The sequence below is a fragment of the Ruminococcus sp. genome (assembly GCF_016283395.1).
In genome coordinates, this window is the sequence record NZ_JAEEMU010000032.1 from 236,225 (window position 1) to 262,254 (window position 26,030).

General features: G+C 36.7%; 20 protein-coding genes and 5 tRNA genes. 8 read left to right on the forward strand and 17 right to left on the reverse strand.

Features of this window, described 5'->3' with window-relative positions; all coding sequences use genetic code 11:
• Positions 1-59: 59 nt before the first annotated feature.
• The 5 genes from QZZ41_RS01610 to QZZ41_RS01630 all read right to left on the reverse strand — a co-directional run bounded on the left by QZZ41_RS01610 (position 60) and on the right by QZZ41_RS01630 (position 4,022).
• A complete protein-coding gene (locus QZZ41_RS01610; RefSeq protein WP_295067173.1) occupies positions 60-1,313 on the reverse strand; it encodes a hypothetical protein in 1,254 nt (417 codons plus the stop codon).
• A 12-nt stretch (positions 1,314-1,325) separates the two neighbouring features.
• Positions 1,326-2,468: an FtsX-like permease family protein gene (locus tag QZZ41_RS01615; RefSeq protein ID WP_295067175.1), complete on the reverse strand. Its 1,143-nt coding sequence runs from the start codon at positions 2,466-2,468 to the stop codon at positions 1,326-1,328.
• The gene (locus QZZ41_RS01620; RefSeq protein ID WP_295067178.1) at positions 2,440-3,129 is read right to left on the reverse strand and encodes an ABC transporter ATP-binding protein; all 690 of its coding nucleotides are present in this window, start codon (positions 3,127-3,129) and stop codon (positions 2,440-2,442) included. The genes QZZ41_RS01615 and QZZ41_RS01620 overlap by 29 nt, the downstream gene beginning before the upstream one ends.
• Positions 3,130-3,134: 5 nt before the next feature.
• Positions 3,135-3,602, reverse strand: a complete 468-nt coding sequence (locus QZZ41_RS01625) for a hypothetical protein (RefSeq protein WP_295067181.1) — start codon at positions 3,600-3,602, stop codon at positions 3,135-3,137.
• 81 nt (positions 3,603-3,683) lie between these two features.
• The gene (locus tag QZZ41_RS01630) at positions 3,684-4,022 is read right to left on the reverse strand and encodes a hypothetical protein (RefSeq protein WP_295067184.1); all 339 of its coding nucleotides are present in this window, start codon (positions 4,020-4,022) and stop codon (positions 3,684-3,686) included.
• A 921-nt stretch (positions 4,023-4,943) separates the two neighbouring features.
• Between QZZ41_RS01630 and QZZ41_RS01635 the strand changes: the two genes are divergently transcribed.
• Both QZZ41_RS01635 and QZZ41_RS01640 read left to right on the forward strand, forming a co-directional pair.
• Entirely contained in the window at positions 4,944-5,084 is a 141-nt protein-coding gene (locus tag QZZ41_RS01635) for a hypothetical protein (RefSeq protein ID WP_295067186.1), read from the forward strand.
• A gap of 131 nt (positions 5,085-5,215) precedes the next feature.
• Positions 5,216-9,874 carry a leucine-rich repeat protein gene (locus QZZ41_RS01640; RefSeq protein WP_295067188.1) on the forward strand — a complete coding sequence of 1,553 codons (4,659 nt, stop codon included), beginning with the start codon at positions 5,216-5,218 and terminating at the stop codon, positions 9,872-9,874.
• Positions 9,875-9,917: 43 nt separating this feature from the next.
• On the opposite strand, the gene QZZ41_RS01645 is transcribed toward QZZ41_RS01640, so the two are convergent.
• From QZZ41_RS01645 to QZZ41_RS01685, 9 genes are all read right to left on the reverse strand, one after another.
• Positions 9,918-10,012, reverse strand: a tRNA-Ser gene (locus QZZ41_RS01645).
• A 2-nt stretch (positions 10,013-10,014) separates the two neighbouring features.
• Positions 10,015-10,091 (reverse strand) — tRNA-Glu (locus QZZ41_RS01650).
• A 4-nt stretch (positions 10,092-10,095) separates the two neighbouring features.
• A tRNA-Tyr gene (locus tag QZZ41_RS01655) sits at positions 10,096-10,181 on the reverse strand.
• Positions 10,182-10,188: 7 nt separating this feature from the next.
• A tRNA-His gene (locus tag QZZ41_RS01660) sits at positions 10,189-10,259 on the reverse strand.
• A gap of 1 nt (position 10,260) precedes the next feature.
• Positions 10,261-10,337 (reverse strand) — tRNA-Glu (locus QZZ41_RS01665).
• A gap of 12 nt (positions 10,338-10,349) precedes the next feature.
• Positions 10,350-10,574, reverse strand: coding sequence for a helix-turn-helix domain-containing protein (locus tag QZZ41_RS01670; protein ID WP_031563275.1), 225 nt, complete (start codon positions 10,572-10,574; stop codon positions 10,350-10,352).
• A 357-nt stretch (positions 10,575-10,931) separates the two neighbouring features.
• Positions 10,932-12,419 (reverse strand): tyrosine-type recombinase/integrase, encoded by a 1,488-nt coding sequence (locus QZZ41_RS01675; RefSeq protein WP_295067192.1) that lies wholly within the window; start codon positions 12,417-12,419, stop codon positions 10,932-10,934.
• A 153-nt stretch (positions 12,420-12,572) separates the two neighbouring features.
• A complete protein-coding gene (locus tag QZZ41_RS01680) occupies positions 12,573-13,787 on the reverse strand; it encodes a hypothetical protein (RefSeq protein WP_295067195.1) in 1,215 nt (404 codons plus the stop codon).
• Positions 13,788-13,872: 85 nt separating this feature from the next.
• Positions 13,873-14,400, reverse strand: a complete 528-nt coding sequence (locus QZZ41_RS01685; protein WP_295067197.1) for an SMI1/KNR4 family protein — start codon at positions 14,398-14,400, stop codon at positions 13,873-13,875.
• Positions 14,401-14,582: 182 nt separating this feature from the next.
• On the opposite strand from QZZ41_RS01685, the gene QZZ41_RS01690 reads away from it, so the two are divergent.
• From QZZ41_RS01690 to QZZ41_RS01700, 3 genes are read left to right on the forward strand one after another with little or no spacing between them, the layout of a single operon-like run.
• Positions 14,583-15,461 (forward strand): CPBP family intramembrane glutamic endopeptidase, encoded by an 879-nt coding sequence (locus QZZ41_RS01690; protein WP_295067199.1) that lies wholly within the window; start codon positions 14,583-14,585, stop codon positions 15,459-15,461.
• 19 nt (positions 15,462-15,480) lie between these two features.
• Complete coding sequence (locus QZZ41_RS01695) at positions 15,481-16,545, forward strand: DUF4003 family protein (RefSeq protein WP_295067202.1); 1,065 nt, start codon at positions 15,481-15,483, stop codon at positions 16,543-16,545.
• 59 nt (positions 16,546-16,604) lie between these two features.
• Complete coding sequence (locus QZZ41_RS01700; RefSeq protein WP_295067205.1) at positions 16,605-17,246, forward strand: sortase; 642 nt, start codon at positions 16,605-16,607, stop codon at positions 17,244-17,246.
• A 55-nt stretch (positions 17,247-17,301) separates the two neighbouring features.
• On the opposite strand, the gene QZZ41_RS01705 is transcribed toward QZZ41_RS01700, so the two are convergent.
• Genes QZZ41_RS01705 through lepB (QZZ41_RS01715) form a run of 3 tightly spaced genes read right to left on the reverse strand, consistent with a single transcriptional unit; the run spans position 17,302 to position 19,774 of the window.
• Positions 17,302-18,363 carry a Cna B-type domain-containing protein gene (locus QZZ41_RS01705; RefSeq protein ID WP_295067208.1) on the reverse strand — a complete coding sequence of 354 codons (1,062 nt, stop codon included), beginning with the start codon at positions 18,361-18,363 and terminating at the stop codon, positions 17,302-17,304.
• Between the two features lie 20 nt (positions 18,364-18,383).
• Positions 18,384-19,217: a class C sortase gene (locus tag QZZ41_RS01710; protein WP_295067211.1), complete on the reverse strand. Its 834-nt coding sequence runs from the start codon at positions 19,215-19,217 to the stop codon at positions 18,384-18,386.
• A complete protein-coding gene (gene lepB / locus QZZ41_RS01715) occupies positions 19,214-19,774 on the reverse strand; it encodes a signal peptidase I (protein WP_295067214.1) in 561 nt (186 codons plus the stop codon). Before lepB (QZZ41_RS01715) ends, QZZ41_RS01710 begins: the two co-directional genes overlap by 4 nt.
• 529 nt (positions 19,775-20,303) lie before the next feature.
• Between lepB (QZZ41_RS01715) and QZZ41_RS01720 the strand changes: the two genes are divergently transcribed.
• From QZZ41_RS01720 to QZZ41_RS01730, 3 genes are read left to right on the forward strand one after another with little or no spacing between them, the layout of a single operon-like run.
• On the forward strand, positions 20,304-20,666 hold the full coding sequence (locus QZZ41_RS01720; RefSeq protein ID WP_295067217.1) for a hypothetical protein: 363 nt from the start codon (positions 20,304-20,306) through the stop codon (positions 20,664-20,666).
• A 5-nt stretch (positions 20,667-20,671) separates the two neighbouring features.
• A complete protein-coding gene (gene lepB / locus QZZ41_RS01725) occupies positions 20,672-21,244 on the forward strand; it encodes a signal peptidase I (protein ID WP_295067220.1) in 573 nt (190 codons plus the stop codon).
• A 25-nt stretch (positions 21,245-21,269) separates the two neighbouring features.
• A complete protein-coding gene (locus QZZ41_RS01730) occupies positions 21,270-26,015 on the forward strand; it encodes a carbohydrate binding domain-containing protein (protein ID WP_295067225.1) in 4,746 nt (1,581 codons plus the stop codon).
• Positions 26,016-26,030 lie beyond the last annotated feature (15 nt).

The following is a 26,030-nucleotide window of genomic DNA, read 5'->3' on the forward strand; positions in this document are numbered from 1 at the left end:
AATTTATTTTATGATATGGAAAACGTTTTTTGAAGATTTTACAGATGATTAAAGTATTATTACTTTAATCTGTTTTTTATATTATTTGATGATATTGCGGCAAATAATATTGCAAAAGCAAAAATTAAAGCTGCTATTATTGAAGAAATGCTCAAAAGGCTAGATATGCTAAACATACCTTCCACATCGAGACTTGAAATCAGATATCTGCTTATCAAGAACATTATAGTCCCACTTATTATCAAAGTGATAATATATGACACCAATATACATAGAGCTATTTCAATAAGTATAATAAGGAAAAGACTTTTCACCTTTAATCCCATAGCAAGAAGCATTTGACGGTAATCAAGCTGATTGCAGTGATAAAAATATAAAACCGTGATTATACTTACAACCATCGCTATCAGGAAAACTATCATTATCATAAAAACTACTCTTGATACTATAAGATTTTGCTTGTATATTTCGCAGAAATAATAAAGTTCAAGAGGAATGTAATGAGGTATATTATCTGCTGACAGTTGGTTTGCTAACTCATATGCCAAAATATAATTTTGAGCATAATTATAGTATGTATGATTTGAAGATCCTTTTATTTCATGCTCAGATGAAATAATAATCTGCCCAAATTTTTTTAAAGAGCTTATTCTGAATATATTAGAATCGAGTATACATGAAAGCCTTAAGCCATCACAGTATATTTCACCTGTTTCTGAATTATATAAAGAGATTTCCGCGCCAATAAGCGAACTATCCGCAGGCAGTCCAAATTTATCAAGCATATAATCAGTGAAAATAATACTATCTGATGAAAGCTCAGCTTTGCCTGCTATTTCTAAGTTTTTATCACCGAATTTCTCTTTATATTCCTGTATATCATTTTTAGTAAATATCGTTTCTTTGTTATTATAAGCATCAATAATAAAAGTAACACTGTATACATGCTGAGCTGTTCCGACTGAAAAAGGAGTAGAAAAGTCATAGCTGTAATCATTTATTCCTTCGTATTCCTTTCCATTAACAGTTAACCTTATGTGTTTCAATGGAATATTTTCGGGTTCAAAGCGTGCTATTTCTTTTATTTCGCTAATAAGAGGATAATCTTGACTGTTTATCATTGACTCAGTTTCTACGTATGATTTTGCTGCTGAACCATTGATTATTTGTTCAAGTCTAACATTAATTGCAGTAGTATAATTGAAAAAACATGAAACTGAACACATTATTACAAAAAAACATGATATCAACTTTAACATAACCTTTTTTTTGCATCTGAAGTTCTTCCATGCTATAAATAATGCTTTTATCATAACTATACTCCATTACTGTACTTCGCTGAGTTGACTGATAAGTTCTGTACTGCGTATATTTTTGTATGAACGTATCAGAACAAGGCATATTGTTATTAAGAAAACAACAATGCCTTTTATCAGTTGTGAAGCAATATTGACTTTCATTTTTCCAAGTTCAGGATAGATTTTTTTCGCTAAATCAATTATGTATACTGAAAAAATATTTGAAAACAGTATTGCAAGTACAAAAGCAAGTATAGATATAGCTATAATAATAAAACCATAGACAGATAATGCTTGTATCGGCTTCATTCCAAGAATCTGCAAATGTATGATGAAGCGTTTTCTGTTGTTCAGGATAATGCTGCAAAGATTTGAAAAAGTCCATATTCCTGCAATGACCACAACTACAAACAATGCCTGCAAAAGCAGATTCATAAGAGTTATTGCCTTTATTTCTTCATCATAATTGCTTTCGGAATGGATACCTCTTTTTTTGAGTTCGGCTGACATCTTTTTATAATTTGCAACATCAGAGATAGTGCCTGTCATTGTTGTTTCTATATAAAATCCTGCTTTTTCCATTGTTTTGTAATAAGTACCAAATGGCAAAAAAGCATCTATATCATCATCGCTTTCAAATATTCCTGCGACCTTATATTCGACTGTTATGTTTGAAGATATATTATTTGTTATTATGTCACCTGTTTTGCAGTTCGTTTCCTCAGAGAATTGTTCCGATATCCAGATAAATTCGCTGTCTATGACTTCCTTTGTAAGATCAGTACCGCTTATTATTCTTATTTTTTCTTTAGGGTTAGGATAATGCGCCATTATGTAGTAATCTCCAAGTTCATTTCCGTTATAGTAAAAATCAGAACTTCTTACCATAATATCATCAGGAATGACAGAAACAAACGATAGATCTGATACTGTATCCAAAGCAGTATATTGTAATCCGTTAAGTGTGAATGAAAATCCCTTTTCTCCGCTTGTTTTATAACTGCTTGAAGAAATGTAGTCAAAAAACGATCCAATTAGATCTGATGAAGCGACGGAAACAAAAAAAGCCGCTGTCAGGATAGACGTTAAAAGCAGAAAGCTTATAAGCAGCATTACAAAATTATGCTTTAACTCTTTTAAACTAAACCATAGTATTGATATTTTTTTCATCTTTTACAATTACTCCGTCAGATATTTCAATCAAACGCTCGGCTCTTGACGCATCTATCATATCATGAGTTACGACAATAACAGTTTTTCCGCTTTTGTGCATACAAGATAAAAGATCCATTATCATTTTTGAGTTTTCGCTGTCAAGATTTCCGCAAGGTTCATCTGCTAAGATTAGGTCAGGTTCATTTATTATCGCTCTTGCGATTGCAACACGCTGCTGTTCACCGCCTGAGAGATTTGCAGCTTTTACATTTATTTTTTCTTCAAGGCCAACTTGTTTTAAGGCATATTCTATTTTTTTTCTGTGTTCAGACCACGGAACTCCTGCTATTACAAGAGCAATGCGAACATTATCGTAAACAGTATACTGATGCTCAAGGTTAAAAGCCTGAAAAACAAAGCCTGTCTCTTTCAGACGGTACTCAGCAAGCTGGTTGGCATTCAATGTTGTTATATCATGATTGTTTACAATAATCTTACCACTGTCACAGGGAAGCAGACCGCCGATAAGATGAAGAAATGTCGATTTTCCGCTTCCAGAACGTCCTATTATGCTAACAAATTCGCCCTTATTTATACAAAGACTAATATCATTTGCTGCTGTTATTGTTTTTCCTCCAGCTGAAAAACTTTTTTTAATATGTGAAATTTCTATCACGACGATTACTTATCCTTCCTTTTAAAGATATGTTCATTAAAAACCAGACTTTCGTTATTTGGAAAATACTGGACATAGAAGAAAAGCTCAGAATTATTTACAGGTACATATATACCTATAACGCCATCTTCATCCTGTGTTTCATAATTAACGGTTTTATCTAGGAATTGTTTTGTAAGGTCAACACCGTCTTTTATCTGCTTGATTCTTTCATCGCTGATTTTTTCACCTTCAGGCATATTTGCCTGTTCCATACGTATCATGAAATTTTCATATGCTTCTTCTTCAAGCTTTTTAAAGTCATATCCATGAACAGTGAGTGTATTATTATCTCCAAGAGTAATAGAAGTATCTGTATCTGCGAGCCAATAAACACCTTTTTTTATAGTGAGTGACTTTTTTTCTCCGCATGAGCAAACAATACTCATTACAGATAAGCACAAAATTACAATTTGAATTACATTTTTTTTCATATTGAATACCTCATTATCAAAATAAAGAGCGTATCACTATATGATTAAGAGATACGCTCTTATTTTTAACCTAATTTAAAATCAGGATTTATATGTCTTGCCGCATATTTCAAGCTTTGAACTTGATGCAGAATCAATAACGTCTGTAAAAGTCTGATTCCTATATGTTCCTGTTGTTATTTTTACAGTACCATTGTCATATGTGAACTTACCGGAAATATCCCACCAACCGGTACCGTCATAATAAACCTTATTAGCTGAACCGCTGCCCTTTGTTGTAGTAGAATCGTTTTCTACTTTTATATAGCTGTCAGTATGACCTGACTCTGTACAAGTATATTTTGTTGTGCAAGAAACCATACTTACTGTTGCGATTACAGCAAAACTGCTGATTGCAAATAATTTCTTCATTGAAATCATGATTATTTACTCCTTTTTTAGATTTTTAGTAAAATGTAGTAGCGAATTATATGTTTAAACGTTTAAAAAATAACCACTAATTTATTATATCATTTTATTTTTGCTTTGTCAATAAAACTACATGGCGAAAAATGCATATAGCAGGCGTTTAATGCAGTTTGAAGATCGTAGCATTATAATTGTATCAAATTTAATTATATCGTTAATACATCTGAAATCGTCAACAAATATGCAGTAAGAAATATAATAAGAATAGAAATTAATTACACGTAAAATAGGCACCTTAGAACTATTACGCATGAACATTTATCATATTATTATAAAAGGACGGCGTAATGCAGACATTTTAACTTTTTGACACACCTATTCTTTTAAGCAGTTTGGATAACAGCCATTATCTCTCAAGTTGCTTAGCTTTTTTATTGCTAAATCAAACTATTAAAGCGCGTTCAAGCCAATTTAAGACTGATACAGGAAAACTCCGCAAGTGCGGAACTTACTGTTTTCGTTTTAACATTAATCAGTGCGGTTGGATAGCTGCCAGTCCGATGAAAGATTTTTTTCATTTCTTTTTATGGCATTGATATGCTGTAGATTTTGCCAGTATCGTCAAAAAGTGTATTAAAATATTAGCAGGTGATATCAGTATATACTTCTTTTTTCACTGTTGGCTACACATGAAGCATCAACTTAAACATAGTATGAACAATGAGATTAATATAAAATATATGAGTCATAGAATTTCTTATGTTTTGCAAAAAAATCTATAGCTTTTTATATAATAAAAAATTATAATCAGATTATTAAGAATATGTAAAATCGGCAATTAACCAGTTGACAGAGGAATTGTTACTCTATATAATATATATTATTGCAATATTGACTTACTGCAATATAATAAAATGTTATAGGAGGTTAACCATGAAAATCAAAATCAAAAAAGCGGTATCGTTTCCGATGTCGATAGGAATTACGGTATCTGCACTCACAAGTTTGATCTCATCTGCAAAAATGGGGTATGAAGCAGATGAAAGAACAGTTGTATCTCACCGAAGAATGTGACTGTAAAAGTTTGTTTGGTTCATTGAACTATTCGCAGACTGCGTTATTAACGCGCAAACAGTATTAAAAATTCCCCATTGGTTCTGCCTTTTGTAAGGTGGATCATAAATAACCATAAAAGGAGAAAAATAATGTTTAAAAAATTGATTACAGGCACTTTAGCCGCTGCTATTACAGTCACGTCGGTTATAGCAGGAGAAAACTATAAGTCTTCCACAAGTTTTAAACCAAATGAGCCTAAAATCGATAACGGCTCTATTGATTATGATATCGTTGCTACGAATTCATTGGGCAAATACTTCAAAAAGATGTCAGACGAAAACAATGTTGATGCAAATTTAGAGAAATTAACGAATAAGACAAGCAGTTCTTTTGAAATGAACGGCCTCGATTTTGATATCGAGACTGGTGTAATAACTGCTTATTCAACACAGAGCGAAAAATGCTATGTACTGTTTTCTTTTATTAATGAAGATACAAATGAAGCAGTACAAAATTTCAAATGTGAAGTTGAAGCTGGAAACTGTATCATAACCGAGAAAACAATAGATACAAAAGATCTTCCTGAATACTTCATGCTTGAGGCTAAACTTGTAGATAAGAATGATAAAGTTTTATGTGATGCATTCCATGTTGATACATATACAAAGATAATGCAGGAAATAGCTGATACTGACATTCACGACTTTGACGAAGACAGAGTTGTAAACTTTGATGAAAGTGAAGATACAAACTTCATTGTTCTCAGCGATGATGCTATTAAATTAGAAAGTACCGATACTGAGAACTCTCTTGTTTCAGCTGATTTTGACAGTAATACTTTTGTATTTGAGCATATAGACGAGTCTATCCAGTATCTTAATGGCGGAGATTTCCTCTATGTTCAGCCAGATGAAGAAAATATAATAGCTATTGCAGTAGAAAACGTTGATATTGAAGGCGATACCGCAACTGTTACAGGTTCAGATGATATTGACGATATGCTTGCATTTGTAAAATTTGAAGCAACAGGCGACATGAAAGGTGCAACAATTGATACATTAGATTCAGATGACGGTTTCGTATTCCCTGGACACGAGAACGAAGAACAGTTTACTTTAGATGAGAATAAACCTGTTGAATTTATGTATAATTCGAGAAAGCCGATTAGTTTAAATATGAAAACAAGTGCAACTCTTCCTTTGGGCGGTGGTGCTCCTGATCCGAATGAGTATAAAAGTGACCATGTTTCTTTTGACATTGGCGGAAGTATAGGTTTTACAGTCAAACTCAATTTCTGTAAAAAATGGACATATTCGACAGTTGACTTTAATCTAAGTTTTGATGTATCTTTTTCAATTAGCGCGTCAATTAAAGCAGGAACAGAAGAAGTATCTCCTAAAGAAGGCAAAGCTTTAAGTGAAAAATTAAGACAATATGATAATTTTATAACTGATGAAGAAAAGGAAATGCTGGGAAAAAAACTGAAAGTTGATATTCCAACTTCTATTCCCGGAATTAAAGTAGTAACAACGGTTAATTTTATATTTAATATATCAGGAAAAATTAGTTTAACTATTAAATATACTCCTGAAGTAGGTTTCAAAGCAAATTCAAAAACCGGGTCATTTGATCCATTTAAAAAAACGGGTACTGATGCATTGTCAGTAGATTTTACTGTTGAAGGAACAATATTTATCGGAATTGAAATATCACCGTCAGTTGTTCTAATAAGTGATAAGGTAGCCCGTGCAGGTTTAAAGTTTACATTTGGTCTTGAATTTAAAGCATCCAGAAACAATGAACCAAATATAAGCAATGATCCTGAAGATGAAGACTGTTATTATCCAATATCAGATGACGGAAAAGTTGCAATTTATAATTCATCAGAAAATAAATTCCATTCATGTAATGGATGTTACTACGGTTCATCTTCTTTAGTATTCAAAATAGGATATAATTTAAAACTGCTTAATAAGAATTTGACAGCAAATATTTCTTTATTTGAATTGAAGATACCACTGTCATGCTTTGATTTTTACTTTGTTCCGTTTGGTAAAAGAGAGTTTGGAAAGAGAAAAGATTATAATGGTGACGGTAAGCAAACTTGTCCTCATTACAAATATAAAACTGTATTTAATCTATATGATGTACAAAGAATGCCATTGGAAGGTGTTTCTATAAAGGTTGATGGAGTAGAAAATGTATCAGATAGAAATGGATATGCGCAATTCTATTGTGATAACGGTGAATATTCATATGTTCTCTCTTATAATGGAACACCATTTAAAACGGATACAATATGCGTTGATAATTCTGTAAAAACTGTAAATCTCATGTTAGAGACAAAAATGCATGAAGACGGAACGGTTGAAGTACTTACAGGTGAAGCAACTGAAAATGTTGATATTAAATATACTACAGCAGCAACAACAACCACAACAACTCAGCCGGTACCTACCACAACAACAGCTTTTGTTGATAATAAAGACGACGAAATGCTTGAGGCAGAGCAGCTTGGTGACAATGTCTGGGGAATAATCTATTCTGATGGCGGAATGTATATATATGGCTCCGGTGATATGTATTCTGACAAGACATTATCATTTGCGAATATCAAAACAGTCAAAACAGTAGTTTTTGATGATGTTGATCCGGAAAGCGGCGAATATATAACAAGCATCGGCAATGGTTTATTCAAAGGCGCAGAAAATCTCGAAACTGTATATCTTTCAAATGAGATAACAAAGATAGGCGATGATGCATTTAATGGATGTAAATCACTGAAATATTTCCGTTATGGCGGAGAGAAGGATACTACTGAAACATTTGTGCTTCCAAGCAAGCTTAGATCCATAGGTAACAGTGCTTTTTCGGGCTGTTCTTCAGCTGAATTCGGAGATATTGTATTCAACACAAATGTTAATGTAATAGGTTCTAATGCTTTTCGTAATTGTACAAAGATAGAATCGATAACAGTGGAAAGCGAAAATGCAGTTATAAAGGATAACGCCTTTTTCAATTGTATCAATACCGAAGAATTAACTCTTGCATCATTTGATTTCGCAAAAGATCTCACATTAGGTGTTGGTGGTTTTCTTGGTGCAGACAAAAATGATGACTCATATGTTACTAATTATGATATATGTGTTCCACTGGCTTTAAAAACAATAAATATAAAAGGCGGAACTATTATTCCTTATAGAGCATTCTATGGAATGAAAGAACTTGAGAAGATAACACTTCCTGAAGGTTTAACACAGATAGATGCGGAATCATTTATGGATTGTTCAAATGCATATATTGAGGGACAAAAAATATTTGATAATGTAGAAAAAATAGGTCAGCAAGCCTTTCAGAATTGCAGTAAAGCTGAATTTGGCAACATTGTATTTACAGATAAAACCAAGGTGATAGATAACTTTGCATTTATTAACTGTCACGGAATAACTTCTATAAAGATAGAGGGTGAAGATACAAAGGTCGGCCAGCAGGCGTTTATGAACTGTATAAAGAACACGGAAGCTGATATAAATATCGTTAACGGAACAATAGGCAAAGAAGCATTCAGAAACAACAATAGTCTTGAAAAAATGACATTTACATCGCTCAATTGGTTTAAAAACAGTGATACAAGTATTGAAGGCATTCTTTCTTCTGATAATACTGAATATACATATTCCGTTCAATATGAATTATATGTTCCGAAGTCTTTAAAAACGATAAATATAAAAAGCGGAACTATTATTCCTGACAGAACATTCTGTGGAATGAAAGAACTTGAAATAATAACACTTCCTGAGGGGTTAACATATATAGGCACAGACTCCTTTGAGAACTGTTCAAATGCATATATTTATGGACATGGAATACTTGATAATGCTGAAATAATAGGTCAGCGTGCATTTTATAATTGCAGTAATGTTGAATTTGGCAACATTGTATTTACAGATAAAACCAAGGAAATAGGTAATTTTGCATTTATTAACTGTCAAGGAATAACTTCTATAAAGATAGAGGGCGAGGATACAAAGGTCGGTCAGCAGGCATTTATGAACTGTACTAAGAACACGGAAACTGAAATAAATATCGTTAACGGAACAATAGGCAAAGAAGCATTCAGAAACAACAATAGTCTTGAAAAAATAACATTTGCTTCATTGAATTGGTTTGAAAACAGTGATACAGATATTGAAGGTATTCTTGCTTCTGATGATACAGAATATACATATCCTGTACAATACGGATTATATGTTCCTAAGTCTTTAAAAACGATAAATATAAAAAGCGGAACAATTATTCCTTACAGAACATTTTATGGAATGAAACAGTTAGAAGAAATATCACTCCCTAAGGGGATTGAAACAATTGATGGACAAGCATTTTATGATTGTTCTGGTTTGAAAACAATATATTTCTCAGAAGATATCAAACTTGTAGAAAGATCCGCATTTCACGGCTGTTCAAGAATAGAAGAAGTTAATTACGAAGGAAGCGATGAACAGTGGGATAACATTATAATTGAAGATGATAATGATCCGATCCTGCGTAAAAATGGCAAAGTTAACTTCAATGTTCCTCTGTGGGTAAAAGGCGATGCCAACGGTGACGGTGAGATAGATATGTCAGATATTGTACTTATCATGCAGGCACTTGCAAATCCGAACAAATACGGTATTAATGGTACAGATCCGACACATATTACCGAAAACGGTTTTAAGTACGGTGATATTAACGGAGACGGTCTTACCGTAAATGATGCAGTTCGTATACAGGAGTATCTTTTAGGAAAAATAAGCTCTTTAGCATAATACATTCAAACAGCTCCGACCATATGGTCGGAGCTGTTCTCTTTGGCGGTCGTACTGAGACTTGAACTCAGACATCGGAACATTCCGATTACTCACAGTTTAGCAAACTGCTGCCTTACCAGTTAGGCTTATGCGACCATTGGTGACGGATGTGGGGTTCGAACCCGACATTTAGAGATTGAGAGCCTCTCGTCCTGACCTGTTAGACGAATCCGCCATATTGGTGGGCAAGGTAGGAGTCGAACCTACGGTGTATCAAAGTCACGGATTTACAGTCCGCTGCAATCGCCACTATGCATACTTGCCCATATTAGGGTAATCGAAGGGAATCGAACCCCTATTTTCAGAGTCACAATCTGACGTCCTTCCATTAGACGACGACTACCTGGTGACGGATGCGGGGTTCGAACCCAGCATTTAGAGATTGAAAGCCTCTTGTCCTGACCTATTAGACGAATCCGCCATATATCGTCACTCATATTCGAGTGACGATTATTATTTTATCTATCGGCACATCAAACATATCTGCCAGTATTATCAGGTTGTCGATGGTAGGAACAGCGTCTCCACGCATCCACTTGAAGATAGCCTGCGGAGTATTGAAACCGCATCGAGCCTGCACATCGGATATCTTGAAACCCTTAGATTTTATGATATTCTTGATATTATTACCTGTTGCTTTTACGTCGATTATCGGCATCGTTAGCAACTCCTTTCCTTGAATTATGATTTCAGACATAGAAAAAACACCGTCTGCTTACATACAGACGGTGTTTATCATTTGTATGGATCACAACACAAAGAAAGTGTTTTCCGAAATGACTATCCACTACATTTATCTGTATGCAGCACAAATAGAGCCTCTTCACTCTCGTGATAGAAACTTTCTTCATAGTGTTCGCTATACAGATAGATCATAGTAAACTGTTTCATTTCGGTTAACTCCTTTCATAATAATTCTTGTTACAGAGGTCTCTTCCGACCATTCCTGTTCTGCTTTACCTGTATTATATCATAGCTTTTTGCAAAAATCAAGTAAACCATGGGTATATTATTTTCATTTTGTAGTTATATATGCATAGAATTCATCTACAACTTTTTTGAACGGATGAACAACATTCGATTTCATACCACTCCTATATCTTTTTTTGCCCTCTTCTATTATTTTATCACTTGAAATATAGTTTGAAATCTTTTTTATGTCAATGCCAGTAAAATAAATAATCTGTTCTAATGAAAAACCAGCTTCAAACATTCTATAGACTAAACAATTACGCACATATTGAGGCGAAAAAAACGACCAAAATCCTTCATTATTTCTGATATTCTTTAATCTGTTAAAAACATCATTTAAAGTAGAGGCATTTGCTTTTTCGTTTTTACTTCCAGTACGTGATGTGAAAACATACTTAGATTTGTTTTTGTTACCTTTATTCTGTTTTTTTATTTCGACAAAACATAGCTCTAATAGATCGATAATTTCGCATTTCTGTTCATTAACTCTAAAAATCCTTTTATTCAAATCAATAGAATCCCATTTTAAATTATGTACGACGCTACGTTCCAACCCATAATATGCACAGAGTAAAAATACCGCAATATCCCTATAATTTGTTTTTGAAGAATAATAATACGACAATGCTTCTTTAAATGTATTTTCATCAACATAGTTATCAGATTTCTTTTTTGGTGTATCCACAACCTCTGATAGTGAAAAATCTCTACCTTGTGTAAAATTCTGATTATTAACATATGAATGTGCAGATAAAGTTTTAAAAAAAGAAGATAGATAGGAAAAATTACTTTTTACTGTTTCTTTTGATGTAACACGTTTTCCAAAACCTCGATTTTTAGATTTTTCATTTACAAATTCAATAAAATCTTCAGGATGAATTCTTGATAATATTTCGTGAGGAGCTTTACTTATTATTTTATAACCATTTTGTTTAGCATAATAATCGAAAAATCTGAAAAGGGTACTTTTATATACGCTCCAGTTTTTCATATCTAATGTACCATCTTTTTTTGCAAAGCTCTTAAACTGCGCTATATCCGCAAAATACTGTGTTGTTTTATTAACAAACAAGTTTTCATAAGAGTAATATTTTAAATATGCCCTATCCCTGTTGTGAGAGTCGTCAAAAGATATATCAAATACAATTCGATCAGGTATTTCACCTTCAATACTATTATTCAAAAGAATATATCTTATTCCATTTGTGAGCAAGCCCCAGTCAATTACTGGTTTATGAGAATTAAGATATTCAGAAAGTTGTTTCATATCTTTTTCTGTTAAATCAATATTAGTAGTTTGGCTACCTTTTTTCTGTCCCTTTGTCTCAACAATAAACAAAGGCTCATTTTTTATCTTATAAACGATGTCTGCTCTGCCCTCATAAATAGCTTCTTCATAATCCCAGTTTTCGGGATTATATCCAAGTTCCTTGAGAAACACATTTACTACAACATGGTTTTTAATATTCTCTTCGCCTAAATTAGAAAGTTCACTCATTCTTTTCTTTACCGCTTTAATAAGCTCTTGCATAAATGACCTCCTCTTATGACTTATATTAATACAATTATAACACGCCTCTCTCGCTTTGTCCACCATTTGGATTGAAAAAACTTCCGTCCAAATACAGACAGGAACTGTTATTTTCTTGATATCACGTTATTCTGTCAGTTTAGCGAACAGCAATTATTCAATAAAATCATCGACATAAAAAAAGCGATTTTTTTCAATTGAACCTAATTTTTTTCTTTTCTTTCGGAATACTATCTTACATATTATAGAAGAAACCGTTACATTAAACACCACAGGGATAAATATGCATAACAGTAACATCATTATGATTATTCCGCTTACCTCAGCATCGAAGCCTGCTTCGGAGATGAACCTTTTTATAAGCAGAAATCCCAGACCGAACTCTATCAGCTGAAGGATAAGATATATTATTTTAAATAAGCGATAATAAAGCGGATTTTCAGGAAGATTGTCAGTACACATTTCTCCTGTCTGACCATTCATTACAATGGTATAATTTGCTTTATCATATGTTACATTCATAAGCCATACAGGTACAAGATAATATGTCAGTTCTCTGTTATGGATAGTCTTTTTGATAACAGCTGTCTGCGGATCAACAGTACCATTATCAGTTCTGATCTTTTTTACAGGGCAGGCTTCTTTTACTCTGTAATCTGCATCTCTCATAGCGTTTTCAGCACCGATAGTATATCTGCTTGCATAAAATCCCGTAAGATATGATTCATTGAAATCATCTGCTTCATTGAAATTGAAAGGCCACATGGAATAAAAAACATTCCAGCCCATATTCTTATCATTTGCGAGTATAGGATAATCCTTTACAGTTATAGAGGAGCAGGCTTTTGAATCAACAGTCGAGTCGCAGGTACAGCTGTACCCCCAGACAGGTATATAGCAGCCTGTTATTTTATCCAGTACAGCCTTATCCTTGAATTCTTTGGGAACATTTTTTATACCCGAAATATATCCCATGTATTTTTCCGCGAATTCCTTTTTTGTTATCCTGAACGGAATGACTTTATCAGGACGTATATCTCCTTTAAAATCGGAAGATATTATAACATCATGGCTGCAAAACGGACATTTTGCAGTTCCTGTTGAAGAAAGAGTTATGATCTGTCCGCCGCATGACGGACAGTCGAATTCTTCGATCTTATCACTTACATATGGTTCCCATACAGCTTTTGATCTTTTTACCCAGTCAAAATCAGAGTCCTTTCCATTAGTTTCTTCTTTGAAGTGAGAGAGGATATACTCCTGATCGTAAGTATTCTTGCAAAATCTGCATGACAGTGTTTTGCATTTGATATCATAATACATTGGAGCACCGCATGACGGGCATTTGTATTCTTTTACTTCTGACATTTTATTCACCTGTATTACAGCCTGAAAATCAGCAGATCCTTATCTTCAGCTGCGGTTTACTTTTTCTGTTTTATTACTCATCGTCTTACCATTCTTCAAGATATTCATCTAATTCTTCGTCCTCGACTTCGCCGTCTAAGAAATCTGCAATAGTACAGCCGAGCAGAGTTGTAATATCATCGTACTCGTCTTCATCGCCGTGATCGTTAGTTATTATCTTGTTAGTGTCAAGGTCAAGGAGAACGATTTCGCCGTCGCCGATCATATCGCCGAGGTACAGATAATTCTTTGTATCGCCCCACTCCCATTCGGTATCGAGCATTTTTTCGACCTGGTCGAGTGTGCTGATTTCAAGATTAGACGGACTAAGATAAAAACCGTTCGTGAACTTGTATAAGTCTCTTAATTCATCGGTCAGCTTTATATTTGTACGCTTTTCAAACTCGTCTATTTCCGCATCTGAAACAGGAGCGAACAGTCGGAGTTCAACATCATCGGGATAATCCTCTGCCAGATGAACAAGAAGCTTCATTTCTTCATAAAACTCAGCATTTTCGGGAATTACCGCGTTGTTTATATCCTGTCTTTCGGGTGGAATGTAGTTATCTGACATAATAAGCACCTCTGATTTTTATAATTATAATGTTTATAATTCCGTGTGTTTTTCTAATTATATATCATGGCTGATAAATTGTCAATTAATAAAAAATAAATGAGTCAGTCCTCAGTATATTGACATATTATGGATATATATATATAATAATGATATATATTATACAGAAAGGTTTTAAAGAGATGGAATCAAAAAGAGATGGTGACCGTGCACCTTACGGTCCAAACGGCAAAAAAGCCGTAATTAAGGTGATCCTTGCATTGGTATTTGCGGTTGTATCAATTGTGGGAGCAATATTATTAGCGATCCTTATAAACGATGTTACAGGGTGTAAACTGAGCTGCATCGAATATCTGTGCCGATGCATTATTTCCGTAGCAGCCTTCATATTCCTCGGTGGGATAGCATGGCTTCGTTTTGATAAGGAAGCGATCAAAAAGACATGGAAATTTGTATGGCCTCTTGTCCTGATAAACGTTGTATTGGGCGTACTGATCGCATCAACTGCTTTTTTGTCAAAAGATTCAAACGGCATCAGCATTGACGGTCTGAAACAGATACCATATAACACACTGCTTATGGTACTTGTCGGTATCAATGAAGAAGCGATCTTTCGCGGACTTCTTCTGGGCGGCTTGCTTCTCTGGTTCGGAAGGAAGAAAAACGGTATGCTCTGGGCTGCTGTGATTTCTTCAGTAGTATTCGGCTTTGTTCATGTTATGTTTGACCTGGATTTTTCGAGCATCAGCACAATTGCTACGGGACTTATGAAGACACTGGAGACAACTATGTTTGCCATTGTTTGGTGCTATTGCGTTCTGGAGTATAAAAATCTCATTGGTGCTATGACTGCACACGCATTCTTCGACTGGATCGTCGTAGTTGGAAGCTTACTCAGCGGTTCGGGATTTTCTGCGGATTATGTAACAGACGATCCGAAAAGGGCAGTTATTCAATGCGTATTCTTCGGATTAACCGCGCTTCTGTATCTCCCGCGCACTATCAAGGCTGTCAAGGGCATAAAAGCATTAGAACTGACAGGCGGTCCTTTTGCGGAATGAATATGACAAGGAGGAGCATATGACTGAAAGATTAAGAAGCAAATGTGATCTTTTTTTACGGAACCGTAATGCTGTTTCCAAGAAGTTTCTGCTTGAAAAGGCTGTTATGAGCATAGCGGCAGGACTTATATTTACAGGCGCAGACAAAGAAGCTGATATTGAGAAGCTGACCGAATGCCGTAAGATACTTGCGAAGCATACAGGCTTTTTCTCAGAATACAGAGACGCTGTGAAGCTGGCTCTGCTGAGTGAAATGGCTCTGTCAGAAACTCCCGAACAGTATATAGAAGATGTCAAGGCAGTCTATAAGAAGCTGCACAAGGGAAAGTTCAAGGATAATTCCTATATGGTCCTTGCTGCGATGCTGGCTTGTGATCTTGGCAGACAAAATGACGCCGATGAGATCGTTGAAAAGCATAACGAGATCATGAAGAAAATGGAAAAACAGCACCCTTTCCTTACAGACTCTGAGGATATTTCTTATGTGATACTCCTTGCGCTTTCCGACAGAGATGCTGATACTGTTATCAGTGATATGAATGAATGTTTTGAGTATCTTAAGAAGACCTGCAAGATCAAGGCAGGTTCTGATTCAATACAGGGACTCAGCGAGATACTTGCACTGACAGACGGAGATATCAAGGGAAAGTGCGACAAGATAATCAGTATTTATAATATATTGAATGACAATAAAGCCGATATCAAGGGTGGATACGCTTTTTCAGCTCTCGGCACTCTGATAGGCATTGACGAAGCTCCCGAAATGATTGCCGGCGAAATAATCGAAGCTGATGAATTCTTAAAGGACTGCAAGAGATTTGATGAAAAATCAGTGGACAAAAACCAGAGACTGATGTTTGCAGTAATGCTTGTAGCCGAAAGCTGCGGAATGAGTTCTTCTGTGATAAGCAATACATTCATCAACAGTGCGCTGGGAATTGTCAGAGCTCAGCATATAGCAACGATGATAACCATTATATCAAATGTTCTGCCGCCTGTTCTGGGAGCTTTTGCAGATAAAGGCAATGAAGAAACGGACAAAACCGAATCCAAGGAGCAGGATAAGGAAACGGCTGAAGGCTGACAATATTCATCTGTGCTATAATAAACAACAGAGCATTAAATATCGGATCGGATACTAAAATGAGGAAAAAAATAAAAACAGCACTTATATTCACAGGCATACTCATGCTTATAGCGGCAGCGGCTCTTTGCGTTTTCAATATCATACAGGATAGACGGGCATACGAAAAGTCACAGAATGTCCTGACTGAATTGAAGCGATATATCCCTGAGCCAACTGAGGAAATTCCGACAAAACCTTCCGAGAATCCTGCCGATGACCTGTTTTTGCAATATGAACAGGTCGAAGAAGAGGAACCTATCGCCATAAATGTTGACGGAATAGATTATAGCGGCTATATATCACTTCCATCACTTGGACTTGAACTGCCCATTATTGATAATTGGAGTTATGACGCTCTTGAGATCTCTCCATGTCGGTTCAGCGGCACTGCGTCAGGCAATGACCTTATTATTGCCGCACATAATTACAACAGCCATTTTGGACGAATTAATGAGCTTGAAAACGGAGCAGAATTCAGCTTTATTGATACGAGAGGTAATATCTACAGATATACGGTGGAGGACATAAGAGTCCTTGACGGCAGTGATTCCGAGGGGATGTTCTCAGGCAGCGAAAGTGAATGGGATATAACCCTTTTTACCTGCACGCTCAGCGGACAAGCAAGAGTCGCTGTAAGAGGCAGCAGATGTGATAAATAAATGTAATAAGTCCCGAAGTAATTTGAAATTGCTTCGGGACTTGGTTTATTTCAGATTAATCCTTATCGTTCTTTCTGCCTTTAATAAGAACGCCTAATGTTATCAGTAACAGTCCTCCTGCAACGAGGGGAATAACGGGCCACCACAGCTGTCCTGTCTGTGCAAGAGGGGGCAGAATCTTTGTGGTCGTTTGCTGCATTTTTGTAGTGGTATTTGTTGTGGAAGTTGCCGTGGCTGTAATTTTTGTGATCTGTGTTTCTGATGATGAAATAGTTGTAGTAGTATCTGATATGTTTGTAGTAGATGTAACTGTTGTTACAGGTGGTTTGTAGCTGTTTTTTATCAGGTACTGGCTGCTGTTATAGTCGATTATTACTGTGTAGTTTGTAGGAATAACACGCTCTACCACGTACCAGTCATTGACGGGTTCAAGATCATTCCAACGGTATTCCCAGTTGTTTTCTTCATTCAGTGTAACTGTGTCAAATATCTCATCATTACGGAAAAGGTCAACGGTGATATATGTGGGACGTGCTATGCTGTCGGCAGTATCGTTTACCCAAACTTTTTTCACAGTATATGAGTCAACAGTGTTGCTGAGAGTAATGTATGAGAATTTGGGATAGGCGTCATAGCTGAATGAAACATCGCTCTCATTAGCTTCAAGAAGCAGGGTTGAAGGTACATAGTATGTGTTTTCAACTTGCAGAGTCTTGCCTACAGCGAGATATACGCCCTTGCTCAGTCCGCTGAATGTGAGCTCGCCGTTTTTGCCCGTCTCACCTGTACTGAGAGGAGCGATACCATCTACGACCGCGTAGCTCGCAATAGTTTTGGCGATCTGTTCAACATTTTCCTCGGTTATACTACTTGTCTCTATGGGATATTTAGCGAAGTCGCCTGTAAGTACGATGCCGCTGCCAGAGCGTTCGCCTACCCTGTATATACGCCATTTCATGCCTACGAGAGTAGTGTCGTCCTTTCGGCATATGAGCTTTATTGAACGAGCTGTGCCGTCATCACAGCTAACTGTGAAAGGTATACAGAACGTAAGGCATAGTATTATTGAAAACACTATGGCTATGAGACGTGAAGTCCTTTTTATTGAAAATGGCATGAGATCACCTCTTTATCCTTTTATTTCTTTTCCTTTTTGTCACGTTTGCCCGAGAATATCCAGAACAGTATCAGGCATATGAGAATGGGTATAACAATGAACGGGAGCACCTTTATCTCGTCCACGGGAATAGCGTCTGCCAGCACCTTTACAGCGTGTGGCTGCTCTGTATCTATCCTGTGAGCCCGCACCAGCAGGCGATGTGTGTTTATTCCATATGGCGTGCAGGTCATAAGAGTAACATAATCCTTATCAGGCACAGCCGCAAGTCTGTCCATTTCGTATGGAAGGACTGTGGCTATTTCGTCCACCTCATAATCCAGAACTTCGTCAAGGACGGTTATGCGAAAAGTATCGTTTTCGGTAAGCTGGTCTATGTCGGTGAAAAGCTTTGCCGACGGGAGTCCGCGGTGAGCAGATATTACCGAGTGACAGCTCTTACCGCCTATGGGCAAGGACGTTCCCTCAAGATGTCCCACAGCTACATTTAGCACCTCTGGGCTTGTACCGTGATATATGGGAAGATAGGTGTTTATCTTGGGTATCTCAATATATCCTATGATGCCTGTACTTGTAATGTCAAGGATATCATCATAGCCGCCTATACTTTTATAATCGCTGAGAGGTGAACTTAGCTTTGCAAGCTCACTGTTGTATTTTCTTGCTCTTTCAAACAGTTTTTCCTTATCGGCTCTGTCCATATTGCTTACTGCCTGGTCATATATGGCGATAGCGCGGGACTGCTTGTTTGAATTCCACCAATTGCTGAATGACGGATATATCATTATGCAAAGTCCTGCCACAAGAGCGGTCACAAGGAGGATATTTACGATAAGACTGCGCTTGTTCTTCATTTTATCCTGCCGAAAGAGCTTATCGGAGCGACTCTTAAATAGACCTTTCCGATGATGTTTTCCTCCGAAATACAGCCGACGGCAGTTGAACGGCTGTCAACGGAAGTGCTTCTTTCGTCACCCATTACAAAGTAACGGGACTCGGGAACTGTGAACGGGAATGATATATCACACTCACCCAAGGAAAGTACGCTTACATAGGGCTCGTCCAGTTTTGTGCCGTTCAGTTCAACAGTGCCGTCATCAAGTATATTGATAACGTCCCCCGATGTTCCGATGACACGTTTTATAAGCACCTTTTTGTTATGGTAGAAGGCGATGATATCGCCTTTTTTTATGACCGAGGATTTATTGCAGAGCACTGTCTGCCCCTTTGCCAAGGTTGGCTCCATGCTGCTGCCTGTAACCTTGAATACTGGGAAAATAAAATTGCATATAAGAACGATAACAGCAGCTGCTGTGGCAAGTGAACAGAGAGTACTGAAAAGAGCCTTGACGAATGCCTTTTTGTATTTCTTTGTATCTTTATTCTGTTCGTTGGTCATTTTTTCGTCCATGAGCTTATACGCAACCTTCCTTTTTATATGATATGTAATAAAATATAAATTAATACAATAAATAATTATCGCGCAAAACGACGATATTTGCAATTGTTTTAATCTTGAAAAAATCATTAGTCTGACTGACATGATTCTTGTATGTATATTATACTTCCTAAGCACATTACAAGTCAATCATTAAATTTAAAAAATATATAAATAAAGTTGAATTTCGGCGTAGCCTACAATATACCGCTGATTCTTTGGTCAAAACGCCAAAAAATTTCCAGACTAAGAACAAATGATTAACAATGTGTGAAATTAATTTTGTATAGTATAATATGCCGCAAAATGTTCTTTTTGTATATGAAATGGTAGGACTTTTCTATGGTTAAAGCACACAAATCAAAGCGAGTCTATTGGTGCTATCTTACAAAAAAGATAAATTTGTGTTTAAAAATCGTAAAATAGGTTGACGGCGTTTCTCAACAAATGGTATAATATAAACATCGAATAGGCATATAAATAATTTTTATGGAGACGCAGTATGACTGATAAAGAATTCAAACACCTCAAACGAAGTGATCTGATATATATTATATACGAATATCAAAAAAAGCAGGAGGACCTCATCAAGGAAAATGAGGAGCTTCGTGAAAAGCTCAACGAAAAGGAAATGAAGATAAGTAATGCAGGCTCTCTTGCAGAGGTGGCTGCAAAGCTCAACGGACTTTTTGAAGCTGCACAGCAGACAGCTGATGACTATATGAGCCAGCTTGAGCATACGGCTGTTGAGGCAGCTGAAAAGAAAGCAGAAGCCATAGTACAGGAAGCAAGGGAAAAAGCTGAAAGAATTATTTCCGAGGCGAAGAAAAGATCTGAAAGCGAAAATAATGATAAAGGGAAATGATCGTCATGCCATTCAAGAAAAGAGTTCCTGAGTCGATGCCTTCGGTGGAACAGGTCGAAAGCGAGCTCAAAAGTATAAATTACAAAAAGAAATTCAGGAAAACGCTGCTTAGCACAGTGTCGATACTTATTGTTGTGGCGGCGATAGCTGTGCTTATGTCAACGCTGTTTTTCCCTGTAGTTCAGGTGGTCGGAAAAAGTATGGAGCCTACTTTGAATGAAGGCGACATACTCGTCCTTGTCAAGTCGGACAAGGTCACTTACGGAGATCTTTGCTGCGTTTCATGGCAGAATAAATCGCTGCTGAAGCGCGTTATCGGTCTTTCTGGAGATATGATAGAAATAGACGGTGACGGGAACGTCTTTATCAACGGTGCTCTTCTTGATGAGCCTTATGTTGAGGAGAAAATGCTTGGAAAATGTGAGATCGAATTCCCGTATAAAGTGCCCGAAAACAAGGTGTTCATACTCGGCGATCAGCGTGAGACTTCTGTGGACAGCAGAAGCAACGCTATCGGCTGTGTAGGAACGGATCAGATCGTAGGAAGGGTGCTTTTTAAGGTTTGGTCTAAGAAATAACGCAGAAAGGGGAATGGTGAAATAGATGAAAAACTATTTCGACAGTTTTTATGAGATAATTCATAAAAACAGTGTTAAGCGACGGCGTATGGTATCGCTGCTGCTTGTGCTGTCAATATTTGTTTCATCGGGTGTCCTCTGGGAACTGCGTGATACGGTCATCACTATGGTGAACGAGCCGCTCTGCGGTATTGAGGAGCATGAACATACCGATGAATGTTACGAAAAAGTCCTCGTTTGCGGACTTGAAGAAAATGAGGAGCATACTCATACCGAAGAATGTTATAAAAATGTCCTGGTGTGCGGTCATGAGAATCATTTCCACAAACTGCAATGCTATACCGATGAAGAGCTTCCCGATAATGATAAGCTCAATGAAGTCGATGAAATTGAAGATACATATGCTATCAGCAATGTAATTGATGAAGAAGTGTTGGCTGCTAATCTGCCCATGATCAAACTAAATAATGATATAAGGGCATTAGCAAACGAAGACGACCTTCCGCCGACGATAGAAACTATTGATAATATTGCAGAAGGTATCAAATTCACGTTGTTTGATTATGGTGACTACAATCTTGAATCGCAGACTAACCATTATGGGTATGAAAGTGATAATAATGGTGGATATACGCATCCAAACGCAAATACTACCAATGGTATCAATGCCGGCAGAAACATCTATGATGATATTTTATTCTTCGCTTATGGCACACCACCGCCACATGGTGCAGCGACAGGTTATTACCTGAAAAGCACCAAGACTGATCCATATACAGATTCAAACGGTCATCCAGTAAATAACGGAAACTATATCGATAAAAATGGAAATTACATTGAATGGAACGGAAAAACTGGTGCAGAAGATAACAGAATCCCTTTATATTATCCAGGAACACATGACAAGAACAGTTATACAGGTGATTATAATGTAAATTCTTATCAATCAGGAAACAGACCTTTCCAAGGAATAGTAGTAAATGAACTTGTTGACGGATATCCCAAAGTAAATAACGTTGTAGATGGTAAAAATCACGGCAGCAGCTTAGCTTATTTGTTCGATGATAATCCTTCTGAGTATAAAACTGTTTATACAGGCGTAAATCATCTCTTGAAAATTGATGAAGAAACCGGACATTTTGTGTATAACAGTGATAAGAATTATGCTTATTTCGATACGGATACCAGAAATTTCAGCGTCTATGACAGTACCTTTGAGATTGTAAATGATAACCATCATCATGCAGGTGAAAGTACTAAATATGATACTAATGGAAATCCAATTATATATCCAACAGATCTCGACACAGGATTCAAAATAGGATTCTTTCCTTTCGATCAATATGATCCTGAAAAGAAGGATCCTAACTTTGATACCAGCAGTGGAACTTACAATCACCATTTCGGCATGAAGATGGAAGCAAACTTTGCAAATCCTGCATATGACGAACAAAATGTTCAAGAGCCAATAGCATTCAAGTACAGCGGCGATGATGATATGTGGGTATTTGTTGACGGTAAATTGGTTCTTGATATTGGCGGTATACACGAGCCTACAGGCGGCATGATCGATTTTTCGAACGGACTTGTTTGGGTACAGGACAATTCAGAAGGAAGAACTTTGGCGCAAGTCAAAGCAGATCGCGGTTATACAAACGCTCAGTGGGAGGCCCTTCCAAAACCGATTGGTATCGATACAGCAAGTACAAGCAGCGATGCTGTTAATAAATGGATAGTCAAGGATATAACTTATTTTATATCCGACTGGTACTCAGGAGGAAATGCCAACGGCAATCATGAGATCAAAATGTTCTACCTTGAGCGAGGCGGTTGTTACTCAAACCTTGCAATGGAAATGAACCTTCCTACTCTCAAGCCGCTGACTGTAATGAAGAATGTCGATTATCAGCAGCATCTCGTAAAAGATGATCAGATTGACAATAAGGAATACAATTTCCAAGTATGGGAATGGAAAGACAATAATTGGATCAAGCCAAGTGACTTTGAAAACAATGGTGCTTTCTCATTACCTAACGGTGGAAGAAAGACATTTGACGGACTTGGTCAGAGCAGACAGTTCAAAGTTGTTGAAGAGGGTGTTGACCCGAATACCTTTGATCAGGTTACCATTAACGGCGGAACTCCTATATTGCTTACAGGCAGTGCCGCTGTGAATGTTGAATCAAGCGAAGAACCTGTAGCGTTGAGTGAAACAAATTCCTATACATTTACCAACAGAGTAATCGAAAAAACCACAGATATTAAAATAAAAAAAGCATGGAGCGGAAATGTTCCCACAGATTTTGGTACAGTTAAGTACAAGATCATGCGTACCGATTCCGTTACAGGAGAAGTTAAACAGGTAGCTCTTTTGGAATCTGAAATAGATAATGATCAGCCTATCTTGGTTAAGAGACGTACATTCACCATTCCTGCTTCTAATTGGACTGAAGGCGTTACTAAAACCGGACTACTTTCACAGTATGGCAATCACTTCTATACATACAATGTAGAAGAATTGAATGTTCCGACGGGATACAAGGCTTCATACAGCGTTGATGCTAACGGAGATCTGGTTATAACCAATACTGATATGTCTAAAACGGATATTAACGTTGAGAAAAAGTGGGAGAATTACAACGCGAATGATATTAGTGTAAAAGTTAAGCTGACGAGGTCAAGGATAGGTTATACAGAAAGTACTCATACAAATCTGAAGATTAATATTCTTGATGAAGGCGGAAATTTAATAAAAGAGTTTACCACCAATGAAGTATATGCCGGAGGAAGTGCAGAAATAGCCTATACTCTTCCGGATGGTGTGGAAATTTACAGGGGTGATCCTTTGTATCCGCAAAAAAAGATCGGAACTTATGCAGCAGTTAATCTTCCTCTAAACATTATTTGCGGTTTGCATGGAACTGAGGGACATACACATACAGATGCATGTTACAGAGACGATAATAAGATTAATGAAACTCTTTTTGTAAAATTTGAAGAAGACGAAGAAATACTTGTAGTTCAGAACCTTTCTGCTTCAGCCAACACCGTAACATTCAAGGTAACGTCTGATAAGGCAGAAGACAGTCTGCTGCTGTTACATCATTCATTTACAAGAGGTGTAAATGACTGGAAACCCAACGGCAGCGTTGAGATTAAATCAAGCGGAAATAATCCATATGCCAAGGGCGATGCAATGTATGTAACCGGTAGAAGCAAGTCATGGCACGGTGTAAGATTTGACCTTGATCCTGCGAAATTCAAGGCTAATAAAACATATACGTTCAGTGCTTATTTATTAAGTCCTGTGGCAACAAGATTCAAAATGACCTTTAATAACGGACTTGGTCAATTTAGACAGATTTCTGATCCTCCAGTTTCAGTCGAAGCAAATACATGGACTCAGGTTACGGGTACAATAAAACTTCCGGAGGAAATTGACCCATATAATATGTATATTGTAGTTGAAACAGTACCTTATGGTGATGATTATGATAATGCTCCAATTGAACCGGGTGGAACTTCCTTCCGAATGGACGAGTTTACAGCTATTGAAGGTAATCGACCTGTATCTGTTTCACCGCAAATCATGGAAGGTAACACAATAATCGATCCAGGTGGTGTTGTTACTATAAGTGGTGAACCAGTATCAAGCACTTCAACAAACAACAGCGAAGTCTATTATACCAACTTCAGTGAGGAAACGGATGATTGGTCTTTGAATGATTATGAGCCTAATAATGATCCAGCTATTGTATCAAGAGAGTATGATGGAAAAAATCATTTTTATTATTTAGAAATATCTAATAGAAATGCAACAAACGACGGTATAAAAATGGAGGTTCCATTCCTTCAAAAAGGGCATACATATAGATTTGAAGCCAAAGTTCAAGGCGATGGACCTGGAAGCTCAGAAGACATTCAATTATCTATAGACTTAATTGGCGGTAATAGTAACGATGATAGATTTAAAACCATAGGTACAGCTAATATTTCTCCTGTTACTAATTCTGATAACAGCATAGACTATTGGGTACAGAATACATTTTCACAAACTTTTACGATTCCAGATTATGCCGATACTTCAAAAATGTATATCTATTTTGAAACACCATATGCAAACAGTGGAGGACAACGTGGACCATTCCGAGTAAACGAGGTCAGGATCACAGATGTATCGACAGTTAATAGCATCACATATGCTCCTGCTACAGAACCAAAAGAAGGCTATAAAATCGTAAACGGTCAATACGTATCTGATTTCAGCAATTATCGAATTACTTTGGATTCCAATTCAGTAACCAATCCGGTTAATCTGTCAGATACTGGTTATCAGAATGATGAAGAATTCAGTAAAATAGTGACTCTAAACTCTTTAAATTCATGGAAGTACCATTGGCAGAATCATGATATTAGTGATTCTGATGAGCATTATATCGATGAGGATCATTCACGCTATCTTTACAAGTATCACATTGAGGAAATCTCAATAATCAAATCTGATAATACTGAAATTCCGATCAGATATGATTCTGCAACTAAGGAATGGGTCAGTGATGATGAAAACTTCATTGTTAGTTACAGTAATAATGATGTAGCCAGCAATACTGTTTCAACACCTATATTGATCACAAACAAGTACATATGGTACAAACTTCCTGCAACAGGGGGATGTGGCACAGACCGGATTTATTTCTTCGGCATTGTGTTCACTTCAATAGGAATAATAAGCGGTGCCGCCTTGTACAGGCGCAAAAGGAGGCGAGTGTGAAATGGCTTCCTGAGT